The organism is Pelorhabdus sp. sgz311001 (assembly GCF_055901755.1).
In genome coordinates this window covers 24943-43323 of sequence record NZ_JBVXUT010000003.1, presented here as the reverse complement: position 1 = coordinate 43323, position 18381 = coordinate 24943, and the positions used below count along the sequence as shown (strand labels likewise).

General features: G+C 43.3%; 16 protein-coding genes. 15 read left to right on the top strand and 1 reads right to left on the bottom strand.

Annotated elements, in window-relative coordinates; translation table 11 throughout:
- Positions 1 to 103 precede the first annotated feature (103 nt).
- From AC0MXB_RS09045 to phoU, 11 genes are all read left to right on the top strand, one after another.
- Positions 104 to 820 (top strand): peptidoglycan DD-metalloendopeptidase family protein, encoded by a 717-nt coding sequence (locus AC0MXB_RS09045; protein ID WP_474039344.1) that lies wholly within the window; start codon positions 104 to 106, stop codon positions 818 to 820.
- Positions 821 to 832: 12 nt separating this feature from the next.
- Complete coding sequence (locus AC0MXB_RS09040; protein WP_474039343.1) at positions 833 to 1246, top strand: hypothetical protein; 414 nt, start codon at positions 833 to 835, stop codon at positions 1244 to 1246.
- Position 1247: 1 nt separating this feature from the next.
- Positions 1248 to 1487: an anti-sigma-F factor Fin gene (locus tag AC0MXB_RS09035; protein ID WP_474039342.1), complete on the top strand. Its 240-nt coding sequence runs from the start codon at positions 1248 to 1250 to the stop codon at positions 1485 to 1487.
- A 96-nt stretch (positions 1488 to 1583) separates the two neighbouring features.
- Complete coding sequence (mfd, locus tag AC0MXB_RS09030; protein ID WP_474039341.1) at positions 1584 to 4874, top strand: transcription-repair coupling factor; 3291 nt, start codon at positions 1584 to 1586, stop codon at positions 4872 to 4874.
- Between the two features lie 70 nt (positions 4875 to 4944).
- Positions 4945 to 5514, top strand: coding sequence for a stage V sporulation protein T (spoVT, locus tag AC0MXB_RS09025; RefSeq protein WP_474039340.1), 570 nt, complete (start codon positions 4945 to 4947; stop codon positions 5512 to 5514).
- A 100-nt stretch (positions 5515 to 5614) separates the two neighbouring features.
- Complete coding sequence (locus AC0MXB_RS09020; protein ID WP_474039339.1) at positions 5615 to 7213, top strand: putative polysaccharide biosynthesis protein; 1599 nt, start codon at positions 5615 to 5617, stop codon at positions 7211 to 7213.
- 7 nt (positions 7214 to 7220) lie between these two features.
- A complete protein-coding gene (yabN, locus tag AC0MXB_RS09015; protein ID WP_474039338.1) occupies positions 7221 to 8702 on the top strand; it encodes a bifunctional methyltransferase/pyrophosphohydrolase YabN in 1482 nt (493 codons plus the stop codon).
- A gap of 101 nt (positions 8703 to 8803) precedes the next feature.
- Complete coding sequence (locus AC0MXB_RS09010; protein WP_474039337.1) at positions 8804 to 9079, top strand: HU family DNA-binding protein; 276 nt, start codon at positions 8804 to 8806, stop codon at positions 9077 to 9079.
- A gap of 123 nt (positions 9080 to 9202) precedes the next feature.
- Positions 9203 to 9895, top strand: coding sequence for a response regulator (locus AC0MXB_RS09005; RefSeq protein ID WP_474039336.1), 693 nt, complete (start codon positions 9203 to 9205; stop codon positions 9893 to 9895).
- Between the two features lie 103 nt (positions 9896 to 9998).
- Positions 9999 to 10754, top strand: coding sequence for a phosphate ABC transporter ATP-binding protein PstB (pstB, locus tag AC0MXB_RS09000; RefSeq protein WP_474039731.1), 756 nt, complete (start codon positions 9999 to 10001; stop codon positions 10752 to 10754).
- A 23-nt stretch (positions 10755 to 10777) separates the two neighbouring features.
- Entirely contained in the window at positions 10778 to 11437 is a 660-nt protein-coding gene (gene phoU / locus AC0MXB_RS08995; protein ID WP_474039335.1) for a phosphate signaling complex protein PhoU, read from the top strand.
- A gap of 93 nt (positions 11438 to 11530) precedes the next feature.
- On the opposite strand, the gene pnpS is transcribed toward phoU, so the two are convergent.
- Positions 11531 to 13321: a two-component system histidine kinase PnpS gene (gene pnpS / locus AC0MXB_RS08990; protein WP_474039334.1), complete on the bottom strand. Its 1791-nt coding sequence runs from the start codon at positions 13319 to 13321 to the stop codon at positions 11531 to 11533.
- Positions 13322 to 13488: 167 nt separating this feature from the next.
- On the opposite strand from pnpS, the gene AC0MXB_RS08985 reads away from it, so the two are divergent.
- From AC0MXB_RS08985 to pstA, 4 genes are all read left to right on the top strand, one after another.
- Positions 13489 to 15351 (top strand): EAL domain-containing protein, encoded by a 1863-nt coding sequence (locus AC0MXB_RS08985; RefSeq protein WP_474039333.1) that lies wholly within the window; start codon positions 13489 to 13491, stop codon positions 15349 to 15351.
- Between the two features lie 79 nt (positions 15352 to 15430).
- A complete protein-coding gene (locus tag AC0MXB_RS08980) occupies positions 15431 to 16294 on the top strand; it encodes a phosphate ABC transporter substrate-binding protein (RefSeq protein WP_474039332.1) in 864 nt (287 codons plus the stop codon).
- 165 nt (positions 16295 to 16459) lie between these two features.
- Positions 16460 to 17368 carry a phosphate ABC transporter permease subunit PstC gene (gene pstC / locus AC0MXB_RS08975; RefSeq protein WP_474039331.1) on the top strand — a complete coding sequence of 303 codons (909 nt, stop codon included), beginning with the start codon at positions 16460 to 16462 and terminating at the stop codon, positions 17366 to 17368.
- Entirely contained in the window at positions 17368 to 18228 is an 861-nt protein-coding gene (gene pstA / locus AC0MXB_RS08970; protein ID WP_474039330.1) for a phosphate ABC transporter permease PstA, read from the top strand. The genes pstC and pstA overlap by 1 nt, the downstream gene beginning before the upstream one ends.
- Positions 18229 to 18381: the final 153 nt, after the last annotated feature.

Sequence of the window (18381 nt, the reverse complement as noted above, 5' to 3'; positions counted from 1 at the left end):
TAAACAGAGAATGCTACGGCATTCTCTGTTTTTTTGTATAAAAGAACATGTTTGGTGCAAACTAAGAGTAGCTTTTATTTTTGCAAATAGAAAGGGCGAGTGCATGAAAGGTTTCCTGCTTTTGCTCTGTTTTCTGCTCAGCCTTTTTTGGCAAGGGCCGAACTTGTTTTGGGAGAACAGAGAAGCCCCTGTTCTGAATGATTATGTTGCTGATGTGAAAAATGCCGAAGAAAAACAAGAAGACCGAGATATTTCAGATGAAAATGATCTGCTCCATGAAGTGCAAAATGGGGAAACTCTCTGGTCCATTTCCGAGCACTATGGCGTATCCTTAGAGGCTCTTTGCAGTCGCAACAATAAACGAACGATTCAATTGCGTTCCGGCGAGCTTTTAATTATTCCACAAGGCCGTAAATGGCGGAACGAAAGCGTTTCCCGTGGCCGAAACGGTCGGTTTTTGTGGCCTATTATTGGCGAGATTTCTTCGCCTTTTGGCCTACGCTGGGGAAGAATTCATGAAGGAATTGATATAGCGAGTGAATCAGGGACGCTTGTACAGGCAGCCAAAGATGGTAAGGTTACTTTAGCTGGCTGGAACGGCGGTTATGGCTATGCTGTAATGCTTGAACACAGTCAAAATTTTCAGAGCCTTTATGGTCATCTATCAGCAGTGTATGTTCAGCCTGGAGAGTTTATTCACAGCGGTCAAGTAATTGGCGCTGTAGGGTCTACGGGGAATTCAACAGGACCGCATCTTCATTTTGAAATACGGTGCGCTGGTGAGCCGCTAGACCCACTGTCACTTTTGCCGGCGCTGTAAGGGTGAATGAAAATGTTTGATTACGGCGAGCCACTTTTATTAGGTTTTCTAACTGCTGTAATGAGTTATTTTGGCAATACAGCCATGGTAAAAAGATTGGGAAATTGGCATTTGATTACAGTCGGGCCTGTGGCCGAGGAGGTCCTAAAAAGTAGCGTTGCATGGTACTTTGGTGTCTCACTTTTCGTTGTTCATATGACCTTTGGTAGCGTAGAAGGTTTGTGTGAACTTTTCCAGGCCAAGGGCGGCAAGCAAAGCGCGCTGCTCAGTTTATTGGGACATAGCGCTTTTGGTTGGATTACAAATCTTATCTTTAGTCAGACGAATCAAATCGAACTGGGAATTTTAGCTGGTACGATTAGCCATGTGGGCTATAACTTATGGGTTTTTCTTTATTTTACTAAGCGACATTCAAGGAGGTCCTAGCATGGAGGTAAGCTATTACTGCTCTCATTGTCAGCAGTGGATTACTAGCTTTTTCGTGGAAAGCCTTGATGAAACAAAATTAGGGTTTGATTGCTTGACTGAAAAAGAGTGGCGGGATATAATTGAATTTGATTCTGAGAAAAATTCTGTGACTGTACAGACAATTTGTGATCTTTGCTACAAAGAGCAAGAACAAGCGGGGCTTTTTTTGTCTGCTTTTACGAATCATTTCATACAATAATAAAAAGAGCGCCAAAAAGGGCTTTAGCATTGCTAAAGCCCTTTTTGGGCCTGCCGCAAAACAGGCTTCGGCGTCTTAATAAGACGAGGTGTAAGAATGCATTATTTTTATGAACTTCTGCGAAAAGATCCATCGATAGAACAAGCTTTGGCTGTGTTTAAAGTCAAACAGAGCCAGAGTTTGCTCTACGGTCTGACTGGTGCGCCCAAACATTTGTTAGCGGCGTTAGCTTATGAAGAAGCGCCTAAACCGACAGTGATTGTTTGTGCGAGTCAAGAAGCGCTAGAGCAGTTTCGTAGTGATCTGTCGGTAATTATAGCGGATCAGGAAATTCAGATTCTCCCGCCTTCTGATATGGCGAATTTTACGGCAACAGCCAGGGGTCTAGAGCTTTCTGCCCGCCGCAATCAAGTACTTAGCCATTTGCTTACAGGACAAAAAGGCATCATTTTGACGACAGCAGAAGCAGCAATACAAGGTGTTACGGCGCGAGCCGATTTTGAGGCGAGCCGATTTTCTCTAAAGCTAGGAGAACGGATTGATCGGAAAGCGTTATTACAAAAGCTTGTGCAAATCGGCTACGAGCGAGTTGATAGTATTAGTGGTCTCGGGCAGTTTAGCAGTCGCGGCGGTATTATTGATCTTTTTCCAATTACCGCCCAAGACCCAGTGCGGCTCGAGTTGTTCGACGATGAGATTGATTCACTGCGTACTTTTTCATTAGAAACGCAGCGGTCCATAGAAAGTATTACAGAGCTTATTATTTTGCCTGTCCATGAAACGGTGCAGATTGGTCGCGGCGATTCCTTTTTCTCCTATCTGCCGTCTGATGCGAATGTCATTTTTGATGAACCGATGCGGTTGCGTGAAGCAATGACTAAGGTAGTGAAAGAAAATCCTGAATATAAAAAACGAGTTTTTTCCTGGAGTGAACTCATTCAAGCGGCCAAGTCGGCAAACTTGGTCTATTTGACGTTACTGCTCCAAAAAAATCCTCATACAGATCCTAGCACGATTATTAGTCTATCATCGAAGGGCGTTACGCCGTTTCATCGCCAGATTGACTTATTTATGAAAGAACTGGCTTTATGGCAAGAACGGAAAAATACGGTTTTGCTACTCTTTAGTTCAGAAGAGAAGGCCAAGCATTTTTATCAGCATTTACGTCAGGAAAATGTGCAGGCTCATTTTGAGGCTCAGCCGGTAACGGTTGCTTCTGGTAGTATTCTTGTTACCTTTGGCGCGTTGTCTTCCGGTTTTGAAATGCCGCATGCGAAGCTTGTTGTTGTCAATGAAATTGATATTTGGGGGCGACAGAAACGCAAAATGCGGTCACGTCCCTCAAAAGAAAAGAAAATTACCTATTTTCGCGATATTAATTTAGGCGATTATGTCGTTCATGTGAATCATGGTATTGGTAAATATGTAGGCGTCGAAACGCTTGATGTCGGCGGAATTCATAAAGATTATCTCTTGATTCGTTACGCCGGTCATGACAAACTCTATGTACCGACTGATCAGGTTCATTTGCTGCAGAAATATATTGGTTCTGAAGGCGAAACGCCAAAACTAAGTAAGATGGGCGGCAGTGAATGGCTGAAAGCAACTTCCAAAGCTAAAGCATCTGTTGCTGATTTGGCCAAAGAACTTGTAGAACTCTATGCTCGCCGCCAAATGGCGCAAGGTTTTGCCGCAGAGCCTGATACACCTTGGCAGGCTGAGTTTGAAGAAGCCTTTCCTTTTGAAGAGACCCCCGATCAGCTTGCGGCGATTGCTGAGATTAAAAAAGATATGGAGTCGACGCGGACGATGGATCGTCTGCTATGTGGTGATGTGGGCTTTGGTAAAACGGAAGTGGCGATTCGGGCGGCTTTTAAGGCGGTTATGAGTGGCAAGCAAGTGGCTGTTCTTGTACCGACTACCGTTTTGGCACAGCAGCATTTTCGAACTTTTAGTGCTCGTTTTGCAGGGTTTGGTCCTGTGGTTGACGTGATCAGTCGTTTTCGTAGTACTAAAGAGCAGAAACAGACGTTGGCATTACTCAAAGAAGGAAAAGTCGACGTGTTGATTGGAACGCATCGGATTTTACAGTCTGATGTAAAATTTAAAGACATTGGCCTTTTAATTGTGGACGAGGAGCAGCGCTTTGGCGTAGCTCAGAAAGAAAAATATAAAAAATGGCGTAATCAGATTGATGTGCTTACTTTAAGTGCTACGCCAATCCCGCGAACGCTGCATATGTCACTAGTGGGAGCGCGCGATATTAGTATTATCGAAACACCGCCGGAAGAACGCTTTCCTGTACAGACTTATGTTGTAGAGTATGATGAAGAAATTATTCGTGATGCCATTCGCCGCGAACTGCGGCGGGGCGGGCAGGTTTATTTTGTCTACAATAAAGTACAGACGATTGATAAAATCAGCCGTGAAATTAGTGAAATGATGCCTGATGCGAAAATTCAAACTGCTCATGGTCAGCTGGCGGAAGAGCTATTAGAGCAGGTGATGCTTGATTACTATGAAGGGGAATATGATGTTCTTGTCTGTACAAGTATCATTGAAAATGGGCTAGATGTTGTAAATGCCAATACGATTATCGTCTACGACGCCGATCACTTCGGCTTATCACAACTGTATCAGATGCGTGGCCGTGTGGGCCGTTCCCATCGGTTAGCGTTTGCTTACTTTACCTATCGCCGTGACAAAGTATTGACAGAGGTAGCGGAAAAACGCTTGCAGGCTATTAAGGAGTTCGCGGAACTCGGCGCTGGCTTTAAAATTGCTATGCGTGATTTGGAAATTCGTGGAGCCGGAAATATATTGGGCGCTCAGCAGCATGGTCATATTGTGAGCGTTGGTTTTGAAATGTACTGCCGACTTCTTGATGAAGCTGTGCAGGAACTGAAAACAGGAAAGGTCATTGAAGCTGTACCGGAACCTGTATTGGAATTGCAGAGTGAAGCCTATTTGAGTGGCGACTATATTGCAGAGCCAGCGCATAAGATTGAAATATATCAACGCATTGCCGCGATTCGCAACGAAGGCGAAATCAAGGAACTGCTTGATGAATTGATTGATCGTTTTGGTGAGCCGACGCAGCCTGTACTAAATCTTTTAGCTGTGGCTAGGCTGAAAAATCTGGCTCGTGCTTTAAAAGTCAAAGCCGTTACCGAAAAGGCTCTTGTGGCCGAAGTTCATTTTTTTGAGCAGCCGAATCTACAAGTAGAAACGCTGCTAAATGTAAAGCAGCAGTTCCCGAATCGGATTACCCTTTTGCAAGGACCGCCACCTAGCCTCAAAATTCGAACCAAGGATTTAGCGAAAGAGCCGCTTTACTGGCTTTGTGACTTGTTTTCTTGTTTACTGCCTAAAGACGATCATGAATAAAAAGAACTGGAAAGATATATACTATCACTGCAGTCAATTGTAAAAAAAATGTAGAATAGGAGGGATACGCGTGAAGGCGACTGGAATCGTGAGAAGAATAGATGATCTAGGCAGAGTAGTGATTCCGAAAGAAATCCGTCGCACCTTACGAATCCGCGAGGGAGATCCATTAGAGATTTATGTTGATCGCGAAGGCGAGGTTATCCTAAAAAAGTACTCCCCAGTAGGAGAATTAGGAGACTTTGCGAAAGAATATGCCGAAGCTTTGCATGAAGCAATTTCTCACATGGTGCTTATTGCTGATCGCGATACGATAGTTGCTGTCGCCGGCGCTTCGAAAAAGGAGTTTCTCGGTAAGCCTCTGCGACTTGTAGTTGAAAAAGTGATGGAAGATCGCAAAACAGTAGTCATTAATGATCCAGAAGAATATACACATTATTATGATAAAAATAGCGATGTCGAAGCAGAGACCCTAGCGAACGTGTTTACAGCTGAGGTGATCTCACCGATTATTGTCGAGGGCGATGCCATTGGCGCTGTGATAATTTGCACGAAGCAGCCTGGTGTGGTCATGGGGGAAATGGAACATAAGCTGGCAGAAACAGCTGCTGGATTTCTAGCAAAACAGATGGCGCAATAGTTTTCCCTCTTCTTGTACGTATCTAAGTAGCGAGCCAATTGTTCGCTACTTTTTATATGGGGAAAGAGCGGCCGAAATGGGTCTGAAAGGATGACGCGTTATGAGGGAGGAGTCGTTTTTTAAAGGGGCCTTTTATTTAACAGCGGCAGGAATCCTGGTAAAGTTGATGGGCTCAGCAAATCGCATTGTTCTTTCCAGACTGCTTGGCGGCGAAGGGATTGGCTTATATCAAATGGCCTATCCGATTTATTTGCTGTTTCTAGGGCTTTCATCAGCAGGACTACCTGTAGCGATTTCTGTTCTTGTAGCCGAACGGACAGCGCTTAGTGATTATGGGGGCGCTCGGAAAATTTTTCGCTTATCGTTTATTTTGCTTACCATTACTGGTTGTCTTTTCTCATTGCTCTTATACTATGGGGCTTCTTGGCTGATTTCGTGGCAAATTATTCGCGATCAGCGGGCCTATTATGCAATTATTGTCTTAGCTCCTGCTGTATTTCTCGTTACAGTCATGTCAAGCTACCGCGGCTATTTTCAAGGCTGTCAAACCATGGTTCCCACAGCCTTGTCGCAGGTCGTTGAACAATTTGTGCGGATTGTGACAATGTTGGGGCTCGTTTTTTTGCTTTTGCCGCAAGGTCTTGCTTATGCGGCAGCTGGCGCTAGTTTTGGCGCTGTTCCGGGAGCGGCGGCAGGCCTTTGCTTGCTTATCTATTATGATTATCGCTATAAGCATTTTTTTTTACGCGGGCGGATTGGTTTAGGTTGGAAAAGTAAGGAGCGTTTTACTAGCGTCATGGCTCGCTTGATTCGTCTTGCGCTGCCTGTATCGCTAGCTCATATTATTATGCCCATTGTGGCGAGTATTGATTTAATGATTGTGCCGTTACGTTTGGAAATGGCAGGCTATACGATTCAACAGGCTACAGAACTGTTTGGGTATTTGGCAGGCATGGCCGTAACGCTAATGAACGTGCCAACGATTCTCACGGGAGCTTTAGCGGCAAGTCTGGTGCCTGATGTGGCAAGGACAGCAGCGCTTCAGCAAAAAGAGGCGCTAATCGAAAAGTTGGAATTGGCGCTGCGATTGGCTAACTGGATCACTATACCTGCCTCGATGGGCTTGTACTTACTAGCGGGGCCGCTTTCACTGCTGCTTTACGGTACGAATCATGCCGGTCCGGTTACGAGTATCTTGGCTTGCGGCATTGTGTTTCTTGGCATGCAGCAAGTGACCACTGGAATTTTACAAGGATTAGGTCATACGTTGATTCCTGTGGTCAGTCTTGCCATTGCCGCCGTAGTAAAAATTTTCTTAAACTACACTCTGACAGCCTTACCTGACTGGGGAATTACCGGTGCAGCTTGGGCTACCGTTGTTGATTTTTTTGTGGCGTCTATGCTTAATTTGACAGCGTTGCGCCTGTCCCTCCATAGCGCTTGGCCGCTAAAAGGACTTGGCCCTGTTTTGGGAGCTACGCTGTGTATGGGAGGGACTGTCTTATTTATTTATCATACTGCGATGACAGCACTCTACCATAATGGAGCTGCTGTTGGCGGGGCCATTATGGGCGGAATCGTTGTCTATGTGGTGACTTTCTTGATTTTGGGAGGATTTTGCCAGACCGATATGGAAAGAATCCCTAAAATCGGTTTACCCCTAAGCCGTATTTTGCACCAATTTACCATAAGGAGATAAAAACAAATTGCAAAAATTAAGTATACCTTCAGGCACGATCACAGTAGTCGGTTTAGGCGCCGGGCCTTTTGAATATTTAACAGTAGAAACCTTGGACTATTTGACGCAGGCTACTTCGCTGTATCTTCGTACTGCCATTCATCCGTCCGTGGCTGGATTAAGAAGTCGGGGAATTTCTTTTGAAACTTTTGATTCTGCCTATCATACTGGCAGTTCCTTCGAAGCGGTGTACGACAGCATTGTCGCTGCTTGTATTGCTAAGGCCCAGGCCGGAGAAGCTGTTGTCTACGCTGTACCAGGCAGCCCGCTGGTTGCTGAGCAGACTGTTGTCTTATTGCGTCAGGCGGCAGTTGAGGCTAATATTCCTCTTACTATTTTGCCTGGCATGAGCTTTTTAGAAGTCTTATACGCCAAACTGGAAATCGACCCATTGGCAGGGCTAGCAATTTTAGATGGAGCAAAACTTGATCTAAATGTTGCCGCAAGCGGGGCGGCATTAGTTATCTCGCAGGTCTACAATCAGCAAATTGCTTCTGACGTAAAGCTTTCTCTAATGGATTTTTATCCTGACGAGCATCAAGTTATATTTATCAGAAATCTTGGACTGCCTGACGAAGAAATTCGTCCTATTTTTCTCTATGAATTGGACAGGCAGCCAGTCATTGATCATTTAACAAGTCTTTATGTTCCGGCGATTGCCTCGCGGCAGAAGGATTTTTCTCTGACGCCGCTTGTCGATATTATGACAAAATTACGAGCGCAAGATGGTTGTCCCTGGGATATTGAGCAAACTCATAGCAGCCTCAGACGTTATATGGTCGAAGAAGTTTATGAAGTGCTGGAAGCGATTGATCAGGAAGATGCCGAACTGTTGTGCGAAGAACTCGGCGATTTGCTATTGCAAATTGTCTTTCACGCTCGCGTTGCCGAAGAGTCAGGGGCTTTCTCTATGCAGGATGTAATTGATCAGGTGACAGAGAAAATGGTACGACGTCATCCGCATGTATTCGGATCCATATCGGTACAGGATGCCGCTGAGGTTGTATTGAATTGGGATCAAATTAAAAAACTAGAGAAACAAGGCGAACGTCCATCGCAACTTGACGGCATTCCCGGCGATCTTCCTTCGCTCCTAAAGGCTTATAAATTGCAAGGAAAAGCGAAAAAGGTCGGTTTCGATTGGCCCCATATTGATTTTGTTTGGCAGAAAGTGCAGGAAGAATTAGCGGAACTTAAAGAAGCGGTTGCTATGGGCGCTCAGCAGGCCATCGAGGCTGAATTGGGCGATGTTTTATTTTCGCTAGTCAACTTAGCTCGCTTTTTACAGGTCGAACCTGAGACTGCTTTGAACCGAACGAATCAAAAATTTAAAAGTCGTTTTCAATTTATTGAAAAAAGACTTGCCGAATCACAGGTTTTATGGGAAAATGTAACACTAGATGAGCTTGATTTGCTTTGGGAAGAAGCTAAGAAGAAAGAAAAACGCTAAAAACCAGGACTTATCGGCACTTTTTTTATTTTAAAGAAGGAATAAAAACAGAAAGAGCGAATAATGCTAGACGTAAGCTCTACGTTAAGGAGGAAGATTTTGTGAATAAAACTGAACTTGTAGCGAGTGTAGCGGAAAAAGCCGGTATAACAAAAAAAGATGCGGAGAAAGCTTTGAATGCAGTATTTGAAAGTATTGAAGGTGCTCTGCAGGCTAACGACAAAGTACAAATTATCGGTTTTGGTACTTTCGAAGTAAAAGCAAGAGAAGAAAGAAAAGGCCGTAACCCGCAGACTGGTGATGAAATTACGATCCCTGCTTCGAAAACTCCGGTATTTAAAGCTGGTAAAGGCTTAAAAGATCTGGTAAATCAATAAGAATAGTTTTCCCTGCTACATAGAAAACCAGGTTGCTAAAAACCTGGTTTTTATTTATTCTAATAGTAAAGCAGTTTGAAATGAAATCAAACTGAAGAAAAGAATGCTGCAGGAGCGTGGAATATGGCCGGTAAAATTCTAATTGTTGATGATGAAGAAAATATTCGGGAATTGGTAAAGTATAATTTGGAGCGATCTGGTTTTTTAACGGTGGAATGCGGCGATGGTTTAGCGGCTTTAGAACTCGTTAAAAAAGAAAAACCAAATTTAGTGCTACTCGATTTGATGTTGCCAAGCCTAGACGGCTTGGAGGTCTGTCGTGCCTTAAAACAAAATCAAGATACAACGGCGATTCCGATTATTATGCTGACAGCAAAAGACGAAGAAGTCGATAAGGTATTGGGACTGGAACTCGGGGCCGACGATTATTTGACGAAGCCCTTTAGCGCTCGCGAACTAATAGCGCGGATTAAGGCGGTATTGCGTCGCAGCGGGAAAGAGCCCGCCGCATCAGGCGAACTAGCTGTTGGTAAGCTACGGCTTAATTTTACGCGCTATGAAGCGTTTTTAGGTGATGAAAAACTGGAGCTTACGCCGAAAGAATACGAGCTCTTAAAATTGTTTATTACGAATATCGGCAAGGTCTATACAAGAGAGCAATTGCTCGAAAAAGTATGGGGCTATGAATATTTTGGCGATACGCGGACCGTCGATGTGCATGTGCGTCACTTGCGGGCGAAACTAGTAAAAGAGCCAGAAGTGGCTGAGGCTATTGAAACGGTACGAGGCGTAGGCTACCGTCTAAGTGAACTTTAACAAAAGTTAATCTTTTCTTAACAATAAACGGACCCTTTCTGTGGTATAGTGCTAAACAGATACGACAGGAGGTCTGACTATGGAATTCACGAATGAATCAGGCATTCAAAAGAAAATACAAGTCAATAAATTGAAATTATATTATGGGCAGTCGCTGGCGTTAAAAAAAGTTTCGCTCGACGTTCAAGCAAACAGTGTAGTGGCTTTGATTGGTCCTTCCGGCTGTGGTAAGTCCACTTTTCTGAAAACCTTGAACCGAATGAATGATTTAGTCAGTGGCGTACGCATCGAAGGCGATATTCTGCTTGATGGCGAGAATATTTTTCATCCCAGCGTCGATGTGGTTATGCTAAGAAAACGCGTGGGGATGGTTTTTCAACGTCCCAATCCTTTTCCTATGTCGATTTATGAAAATATTGCCTATGGACCACGGATTCATGGTATTAATGATAAAGCACGACTTGATGAACTTGTAGAACGCAGCTTAAAAGGCGCTGCTCTTTGGGAAGAAGTAAAAGATCGTCTCGATCAGTCCGCCATGGGCATGTCTGGCGGTCAGCAGCAACGTCTTTGTATTGCTAGACTTCTCGCAGTAGAACCAGAAGTTCTGCTTATGGATGAACCTTGTTCCGCCCTTGATCCGATTTCCACAATGAAAATTGAGGAACTTGTCACTGAGCTGAAAGCGAAATATACGATTGTTATGGTCACCCATAACATGCAGCAGGCTGCTAGGGTATCTGATTATACTGCTTTCTTTTTAAACGGAGAGTTAGTAGAACATGAGCAGACTGACGCGATCTTTACACGGCCTCAGGATAAGCGGACAGAAGACTATATTACGGGCCGGTTCGGTTAAGCCAGGAGAAGGGAGAGTTACAAATGACTACAAGAGAAAATTACAGTCATGCTTTAGAGGATTTGCGCCAAGATATTATGGATATGGGCAATAAAGTACAGGATTCAATTATCCGTTCGGTGGAAGCTTTGTCTAAACAGGATCTTGCTTTGGCGCGTCAAGTGATTGACAGCGATGATATCATTGACGAATTGGAAGAGAAGATTGAAGATAAATGCATGGTGCTGATTGCCAGGCAACAGCCATTAGCCAAAGATCTACGGGTGATTGGTACTGGCTTGAAAATCGTAACTGATTTGGAGCGAATGGGAGACCACGCCACAGATATTGCTGAGATTGCGCTTCGAATTGGCGATCAAGAACTGATTAAACCGCTTGTCGATATTCCGTTTATGGCGGAAGTCGCGGAAAAAATGCTACAGGACTCGCTAACCTCTTATGTGAATTTAGATATTACCTTAGCAGAAAAAGTATGTATGGACGATGATGAAGTCGATCATATTTATAATCGACTCTTTCGGGAACTGCTAACCTATATGATGGAAGATCCTCATACGATTTCTCAGGCGACGCAGTTGCTCTTTGTAGCTCGCTACATTGAACGAATTGCGGACCATGCAACAAATATTGCTGAATGGACAATCTATTTGGCTACAGGCCAGCGGTGCCGAAAGTTTGAATAAATAAGTTGTTTATAACAACTAAAAACAAAAAGGAATGTACTTTCGAAAGGGGAATCGAAAGTACATTCCTTTTTTATTTTTATAAAACTTTATTTAGCCAAAATGAATGGCTGTGGGAATGGTAACAGTAAATGTGGTACCTTTATCGATTTCACTTGTCACGGTAATGGTACCGCCAATCATTTCTACAATCATTTTTACAATGGAAAGACCCAATCCAGTGCCACCAGCTGTACGAGCTCTGGCCCGGTCAACGCGATAAAAGCGGTCAAAAATATAAGGCAGGTCTTTGGCGGGGATGCCAATTCCAGTATCCTTCACGGTAATAATGGCAGACTTGCCTTGTTCGCTGCAAGTAAGATAGACTTTGCCGCCTTCAGGTGTATATTTTGCGCTGTTTTCTAGCAGGTTTGTCACGATTTGCTTGATCCAATCGGCTGAGGCGGTTACAAAGATGGGATGGGGTGGCAGCGTTACAGTAAAGTCAATTTTCTTATCTTGCCAGTAAGGCAGGAGATTTTCGGCAGTACTTTTTAAAATTGGCGATAAGGCGACAGGATCAGAGACGGTTTTAGGCTGATCTGGCTGGCGGTTTAATCTGGCTAGTTGTAGCAGATCTTTTATGAGACGAGTCATTCGCTCTGATTCGTTAAAAATGATTGTAAGAAACTTTTGTCGTAAGCTGGGACTTTCCATGGCGCCATCCAGGAGTGTTTCGGCAAAGCCTTTTATTGCTGTAAGCGGCGTAGCCAGTTCGTGAGAGGCATTGGCGACAAAATCAGCTTGGCGGTCATTGAGTTCCTGTAGGGTCGTAATATCATGGAATACAGCCAGTACTGCTGTAATATCTTGATGATTTTCCTGAATCGGTACAAGCGAGACTTGATAAATTTGTCGGGAGACATCACTTTGCCGCTTTAGGTCAATGATCTGGTTTTCGCCAGAAGAAATGCTTTTTTGCAAGGCTTTATCAAGCTGGCTTTTACCGATGACATTCATGTTATGTTGACCAATCATTTTTTCCGTGATCGAAAAGTTAAGTGTAGCCATTTTATTGGCTGATACCACTTTGCCATATTTATCAAACATGATCACACCGTTGTCCATGTGTTCTAAAATCAGTTCTAACTTATTTTTTTCTGCAATCGTTTCAGTGATTTTATCCTCTAGATTCGAAGTGAGATGATTAATTGCATGAGCGAGTACTTCAAGCTCGTCGCCTGTCTTTAAATATACGCGGGCCTCCAGTTTTCCATCGGCAATTTCCCGAGCTGTTTCCGCAATTTCTTCTAAGGGTTCAGTATATTTACGGGCCAGTCGTAGACTCAAAGCGATTGCGAGAAGAAAGGCAAAGAAAAAGGCTGCCAGCATAGCGTTACGAATTTTTTGAAAGCCTTCTTCAATGTGCGATAAACTCGTAGCGATGCGAATGGCTGCAATGAGCTCACGATCATTATAGACGGGGATTGCCATATAGAGGAGATTTTCTTCTGTTGTATCACTGAAGCGAATTGACATGCCAGCCGCTCCTGATAGAGCAGACTGAACTTCTGGTCGATTCAGATGATTCTCCATTAACACGGGATTAGCGGAAGAGTCGGCAAGGGGAGCTCCCTGCTGGTCAATGACGGTAATCCGCATCTTAATTTTACTGCCTAGGTCTTTTACTTTATTGTCGATATTGTTGCGGCGCAAGGCGTCGGAAAGCTCGTCATGGAGCAATTCCTCAATAATTTGACACTCTACTTGCATAGTAGCCTTCAGCGCATTGAGATCATGATTATAAAAATACCATAAAACATAACTGCCAGTGAGAAAGAGCGATAAAAAAATCATAATAAAAAAAGCAAAGATGAGGCGAGTGCGAATGCCTAAGCGAAACATGAGAATCCCCCTCGGTATACTCTTATTCTTTTTTCATTATACAGGATGCCTTTTCTTCTTAGTAGCGATCTTAATTAAATTTTAATGATTCATTAACAATAAGAGCTGAAAAACACAGTATGATGAAACAAATAGAGCCATAAGGGAAAATAATGAGGTGGAAAAGGATGTCTGCTTTGGTTCAAAGCTTTAATGCCTGGAATGGTGAACCGAAAAGTAATGAGAAGAACTATTTTAAAGCGTTTCAGGAGATTCTTGAAAAACAACAAATCCGTGCAGTGATGCAGCCCATTGTATCTCTCTCTGATGGAACTGTCATTGGTTATGAAGCGCTTAGTCGCGGTCCTAAGGGATCCTTTTTAGAAAGTCCTGATATGCTCTTTTCTTTGGCTAGACGCTTTCAATGCGTATGGGAACTGGAAATGATCTGTCGGGAAAAGGCTTTAGCTAAGAGTGCGCTGCTGCAAAAACAGGAACTTTTATTTTTGAATATTGACCCGCTCGTGTTAAGCGATGAACGTTTTAATAGTAGCTTATTTCAGCAAAGTATGACTGCTTTGCCAGGAGCTTCGCGGCGAATCGTTTTTGAAATTAACGAAGGGACAGCTATTGAGGATTATGAAAATTTTCGCCGGATCTTAAAACAGTTTCGACAGCAGGGCTATAAAATTGCCATTGACGATGCTGGCGCTGGCTATGCAGGGTTAAATACACTGGCGCAAACCAATCCTCACTTTATTAAGATTGATATGGCGCTAGTTCGTCATATTGATAAAGATCCTTTCAAGCAGGCCCTAATGAAGGCTTTCCATGACTTCTCGCTTTTAACAAATATTAAAATGATTGCCGAAGGGATTGAAACGATTGCTGAGCTCAATGAGTTGATTCAAATTGGCATTCCCTATGGGCAAGGCTATTTTTTGCAAAAGCCTTCAGAGAATATTACTCCGCTCGCCAGTGAGGTGCGCGGCTATATTGCCGAACGGGTAAGGCGCAAAAAACGAGAAACGTTCTATACGCCAGTAACAATGCCGATTGGTGAAATTACTCGTCGTGATCCTTGTATTACGCCAACAACGCTGGGACATGAAGTCATCGAGTATTTCAACAATAATCCGAAAAGTATGGGCGTATGTGTTGTAGAAGGAAAAAAGCCTGTGGGTTTATTGATGAAAGATCGTTTTTTTAGCAATTTGGGAACTCAGTACGGTGTCGCTTTGTATATGAATCGTAAAATTTCTTTAGTGATGGATAAGGACCCCATTGTTGTGGATTATGCCATGCCCTTAGAGCAAGTGTCTAAAATGGCTATTTCTCGTTCTGATGAGACACTGTATGACTATATTATCATCACAAAAAATGGCGAGTATTACGGTGTCATTACGGTCAGGCGTTTACTAGAAAAAACAACACAACTGGAAGTAAATCGAGCGAAACATTCTAATCCATTGACAGGTCTTCCTGGTAATATTTTAATTGAAAGCACGATTAAAGAGGTACTAGCTCAAAACGAACCCTATACGATTTTATATTTTGATTTAGATAATTTCAAACCTTACAATGATGTGTACGGCTTTGAAAGCGGTGATAAAATCATTGATCTAACAGCTACCGTTATTCAGCAAGAATTGACGCGCGGCCTTGACGAGATACCCTTTGTGGGACATATTGGCGGCGATGATTTTATTGCTGTTTTGAGGCGCTGGAATGTAGAAGATATTTGCGGCCAGTTATCAGCCGCGTTTGATCGGCAGATTAGCTCTTTATATAGCGAAAGCGATTTAGCCAGAGGCTATATTTTGGCGAAAAACCGTCATGGTAAAGAGGAACGTTTTCCTTTGGTATCGCTTAGTATTGCGATTGTCACAAATAAGCAGCGCCAATATCCATCAGCCCAAGCTGTGGCTGAAGCAGCCAGCCTGTTAAAGAAAAAATGTAAGCTTTACTGGCAAAGCTGCTATTTCAGTGAAGAAATGGTAGAGCCTGTTTGCAATTTGCGTCCGGTCCCGTCGGATTTAACAGAAACGTAACATGGCTTTAACACAGTGGGAAAAGCATTGTTTTATAATAAAGCAAGAATGAAACTCAAACTTTCGAGGAGGAAATGAAATGAAATTTCTCGGGAAATCCAAATTTTTAACGGCAGCTATTACATTAATGCTGGGAGCAAGCTTGATTGCTGGCTGTGGCGGCGGAAGCGACAAAGCCAAAGCGGCAACAGATGAAATTCAAGGAACGGTTACGGCGTCTGGTTCGACAGCTCTTTTGCCGCTCTTGAAACCAGCTCAGGAAGAATTCCAGAAAAAATATAGTAAGGTAACAGTAAATATTGCTGGCGGCGGTTCTTTCACAGGCTTAAATCAAGTCGCAGCAGGCTCAGTCAATATTGGGAACTCTGACGTAGTTTTTACAGCAGAGTATAAAGATAAAGGTTTAGTCGATCATCAGGTTGCTGTTGCTCCTTTCGTATTTATTGCCAATACGGATGTGTCGGTTGAGAATCTGACAGCACAGCAATATATCGATATTATGACTGGTAAGGTTACTAACTGGAAAGACGTTGGCGGTAAAGATGCCAAAATTACACTGATTCATAGAGCTAAATCTTCCGGTTCTCGTGCTACCATTAGCGAAGTTGTGTTGAAAGGCGCTGAATTTACTGATAACGCAGTTATTCAAGATTCTAACGGAGCTGTACGTAGCGCTATAGCTAGTACGCCTGGTTCTATCGGTTATGTGGATGCCGCTTATGTTGATCAGACGGTCAAAGCACTTTCTTTCAATGGCACAAAATATTCACCTGATGCTGTTATCAATGGTCAGTATCCTGTATTTGCTTATGAGCATATGTATACAAAGGGCGAAGCTACTGGTGCAGTAAAAGCTTTCCTTGACTATGTACTGAGCAAAGAGTTCCAAGATACGTATATTGAAAAGAACGGTTTCATCCCTATGACCAAAATGAAGAAGTAAACTTTTTAAATAAGGACAGAGGAGCTATAGCGTTTTCGCTATAGCTCCTCTGTTTGGTTTTAACAAAGAATTAACAATCCATTAACAGATCGCTCAGGGCAATGCTTTATAATGAATTTAACAACTTAAACGAATGGTTTAGGAAAGGTAGAGGGATGTGGGACTATGGAATTGGCCAGAACTTTAGTTGAATCGAAAGATAACAGGCATAAATTTAAATTAACTTGTGATAAGTATATTCGTTATTTATTTATTGCTTGTGCCTGTCTCATGACATTGATTATTTTATCAATTATTATTTTTGTTGGACAGCAGGGGCTTATGACATTTCAAGAAGTAAGTCCGATAGATTTTTTTACGCAATCAAAATGGAGTCCTTCTGATGGGAAGTTTGGTGCTTTCAGTTTTATTTCTGGATCAATTCTAGTTACCTTACTGGCGGTAATTATTGGCGCACCGCTTGGTTTGGCCGGTGCCGTATTTATGGCTAAGATTGCTCCCTCTTGGCTTCGGGAAATTATGCGCCCAGCGACGGATCTCTATGTGGCTGTACCATCCGTTGTCTATGGCTTTGTCGGAATGACGATTCTAGTACCAGCAATTCGAACTTATTTTCATACAAACACAGGCTTTGGTCTGTTGGCAGCGGCGCTGATTTTAGCTGTTATGATTTTACCGACGATTATTAGTATTTCCGAAGACGCGATTCGTGCTGTTCCAACTGCTTTAGAAGAAGCCTCTTTAGCATTAGGCGCTACACGTTGGCAAACTTTGTGGCGGGTGCTGATTCCTGCTGCTGTACCAGGCATTCTTACTTCAATTATTTTGGCTATGGCCAGAGCGGTTGGTGAGACAATGGCTGTGCAAATGGTTATCGGTAATACGCCGCAGTTGGCAAAGTCCTTGTTTATGCCTACAGCAACATTGCCAAGTGAAATTGTTGTAGAAATGGGAAATACTCCGTTTGGTTCTGCCTGGGGGAATTCTCTCTTTTTGATGGCGCTGGTGCTGCTATTGCTATCACTTGCCATGATTTTAATTATGCGCCGTGTGGCGAAAGGACGGATGGCTTGATGTCTGCAAAGTTAACTGATAAAATTGCTACTTTCTTGATGTGGGTGGCGGGATTTCTCATTTTGGCGATTCTTGCCGCCTTCTTACTGTATATGTTAGTGAAAGGACTACCTGTTCTTTCCTGGAACTTTATTACTAGCCCGTCAAGTGATATTCGCGCTGGCGGCGGTGTGGCCGGACAATTATTCAACTCTTTCTATATTTTATTTTTATCGTTACTGTTTTCCGTTCCCGTCGCACTCGGTGCTGGAATTTATCTAGCGGAATATGCGAAACAAAATAAGCTTACTGATATGATTCGCCTAAGTACAGAAAGCTTGGCCACAGTTCCTTCGATTGTTTTGGGGCTATTTGGTATGATTATTTTTGTAAATATGCTCGGAATGGGCTTTAGCATTGTAGGCGGCGCTTTGACACTGTCGCTCTTGAACCTGCCTGTGCTTGTGCGGGTTACAGAGGAAAGTATTCGAACTGTACCGGCCTATTACCGTGAGGCCAGTTTGGCGCTTGGTGCTACAAAGTGGCAGACGATCTGGAATGTTGTATTGCCAAATGCATTACCTGGTATTATTACGGGACTTACCTTGACGGCGGGGCGTGCTTTGGGGGAGACAGCTATATTGATTTTTACAGCAGGAACGACCGTATCGCGCCATATTGGTGATATTGACCCTACGGCCGCTGGTGAAACGCTGGCTGTGCACATGTGGTATGTCATGGCTGTGGGGCTGGTCCCTGACCGAATGGATATAGCCAATGGCACGGGTGCTTTGCTTATTGTCATGATTTTGATCTTCAATTTACTCTTTGCTATCCCGGGCAGGATTATAAAAAGGCGGACGGCGGCAGCAAAGCATTAAAAACCGATAGTACAGTTTTGACTGTTGGAAAATGGGGTTAGCGTATTCGGCATTTCTACTTGTAGGGTGTGGTTTTTTGGCAGTAATCACGCTATAGAGTAGGATTGGTTTGAACTACGATAGCTCCATTTTTGTGTTTGATCAGCACTGATT

Excerpts from the sequence above, each read along its gene's own strand:
- AC0MXB_RS09045 (WP_474039344.1), top strand. The coding sequence starts at position 104 with ATGAAAGGTTTCCTGCTTTTGCTCTGTTTTCTGCTCAGCCTTTTTTGG.
- AC0MXB_RS09040 (WP_474039343.1), top strand. The coding sequence starts at position 833 with ATGTTTGATTACGGCGAGCCACTTTTATTAGGTTTTCTAACTGCTGTA.
- AC0MXB_RS09035 (WP_474039342.1), top strand. The coding sequence starts at position 1,248 with ATGGAGGTAAGCTATTACTGCTCTCATTGTCAGCAGTGGATTACTAGC.
- mfd (WP_474039341.1), top strand. The coding sequence starts at position 1,584 with ATGCATTATTTTTATGAACTTCTGCGAAAAGATCCATCGATAGAACAA.
- AC0MXB_RS09020 (WP_474039339.1), top strand. The coding sequence starts at position 5,615 with ATGAGGGAGGAGTCGTTTTTTAAAGGGGCCTTTTATTTAACAGCGGCA.
- AC0MXB_RS09005 (WP_474039336.1), top strand. The coding sequence starts at position 9,203 with ATGGCCGGTAAAATTCTAATTGTTGATGATGAAGAAAATATTCGGGAA.
- phoU (WP_474039335.1), top strand. The coding sequence starts at position 10,778 with ATGACTACAAGAGAAAATTACAGTCATGCTTTAGAGGATTTGCGCCAA.
- pnpS (WP_474039334.1), bottom strand. The coding sequence starts at position 13,321 with ATGTTTCGCTTAGGCATTCGCACTCGCCTCATCTTTGCTTTTTTTATT.
- AC0MXB_RS08985 (WP_474039333.1), top strand. The coding sequence starts at position 13,489 with ATGTCTGCTTTGGTTCAAAGCTTTAATGCCTGGAATGGTGAACCGAAA.
- AC0MXB_RS08980 (WP_474039332.1), top strand. The coding sequence starts at position 15,431 with ATGAAATTTCTCGGGAAATCCAAATTTTTAACGGCAGCTATTACATTA.
- pstC (WP_474039331.1), top strand. The coding sequence starts at position 16,460 with ATGGAATTGGCCAGAACTTTAGTTGAATCGAAAGATAACAGGCATAAA.
- pstA (WP_474039330.1), top strand. The coding sequence starts at position 17,368 with ATGTCTGCAAAGTTAACTGATAAAATTGCTACTTTCTTGATGTGGGTG.